1 protein-coding gene is annotated in these 1,767 nt (G+C 66.3%); it reads right to left on the reverse strand.

Annotated elements, in window-relative coordinates:
• On the reverse strand, nucleotides 1-1,767 hold a 1,767-nt coding region (locus A5692_RS03295; protein WP_156765907.1), incomplete at both ends, for a condensation domain-containing protein.

Here is a 1,767-nt window from a genome sequence, read left to right on the forward strand (position 1 = left end):
CCACCGCGTCGGGCACGATCACCAGCCGGGCGCCGCGCAGCAGCGACCCGAAGATCTCCCAGACCGAGAAGTCGAAGGCCAGCGAGTGGCATTGCGACCACACCCGCCCGAGGACCAGCTCACGGTTCACCGAGTCCAGTAGCTGGGTGACGTTGCGGTGCGGCACGGCAACCCCTTTCGGGGTGCCGGTCGTGCCGGAGGTGTAGATGACGTAGGCGATGTCCTCCGGCGACGGCGCCGGCAGCCCGTCGCTGGATTGCGTCTCGACGGCGTGCTCGCCGATATCGATGAGGGCGAGGTCGAACCCGTCGAGCCGGGCACGCACGTCGGGGGTGACGATCGCGGCGATCGGCGCGGCGTCGGTGAGCATGAATTCGATGCGTGCGGCCGGCAGGGCCGGATCGATCGGCAGGTAGGCCGCCCCGGTCTTGAGCACCGCCAGGATCGCCACCACGGCCTGAGCCGAACGCTCGGCCAACACCGCCACACACTCCCCGGTCCCGGCACCATACTCAACCAGCAAGCGCCCCAACCGAGTCGACGACTCATCCACCTCCCGATAAGTCCACGACCGGCCACCCTCGGTGATCGCCACCGCCTCCGGCGCACGCGCCACCTGCCCACCGAACAACACCGGAATCGACACCGGCGCGGTGACCGGCGCGCCCAGCGCCGCCCGGTTACCCAACTCGTCAAGCCGCGCACGCTCGGACTCATCGAGCACATCAATCGACGACAACCGCCGCCCCGGATCCGCCGCCATGGCCACCAACACCCGATACAACCGCTCGACCAACGCCTCCACCCGAGCGGTGTTGAACACATCGGTACGAAACTCCACCGCCCCACCAATCCCGGCCGGCCGAGCATCCTCAGTCCACCGCTCGGCCAACGAGAACACCAAATCCATTCGCGCGCTGCGGGTTTCGGTGGTCAGCGGCGTGACGTGAAGATCGCCCAGGGTGAGGTCGGCGAAGTCGACGTTCTGCCAGGCGAGGACGACCTGGATCAGGGGGTGGTGGCTGAGGCTGCGGGCGGGGTGCAGCCGCTCGACGAGGAGTTCGAAGGGTACGTCCTGGTGTTCGTAGGCTGCCAGGCTGCGGTGTTGCACCTGTGCCAGGAGCTCAGCCACGGTCGGATTTCCACCCAGGTCGGTGCGCAAGACCAGCGTGTTGACGAAAAATCCGACCAAGTCATCAAGCGCAGGATCACGACGCCCGGCGATCGGAAAGCCCACCGCCACATCCGAAGTCGCACCCAGCTTGCCCAAGACCACCGCCAACGCGGCCTGAACCACCATGAAACTGGTCGCATTATGCTCACTCGCCACCTCACTTACTCGCTGTTGCAATTGCGCGGGCCACTCCACGCTCACCCGCGCGCCCCGATAATCGGCCACCGACGGATAAGGCCGATCGGTCGGCAACTCCAGCCGCTCCGGCATCCCCGCCAACGCATCCTGCCAATACGCCACCTGCCCGGCGATCGCACTACGCGGATCATCCAAATCCCCGAACTGCGCCCGCTGCCACAACGTGTAATCCACATACTGCACCGGCAATTCGACCCACCCCGGCACCTCACCACCACACCGGCTGGCATACGCCACCCCCAAATCACGCACCAACGGCGTGATCGACCACCCATCAGCGGCAATATGATGAGCCACCGCCACCAACACATGCTCACCCTCACCCACCCGAAACACCGTCGCACGCAACGGAATCTCCACCGCCAGGTCAAACGAATGGCGCGCCACCGCCTCGA

It is taken from the genome of Mycobacterium sp. E342 (genome assembly GCF_001667665.1).
Taxonomy (GTDB): domain Bacteria; phylum Actinomycetota; class Actinomycetes; order Mycobacteriales; family Mycobacteriaceae; genus Mycobacterium.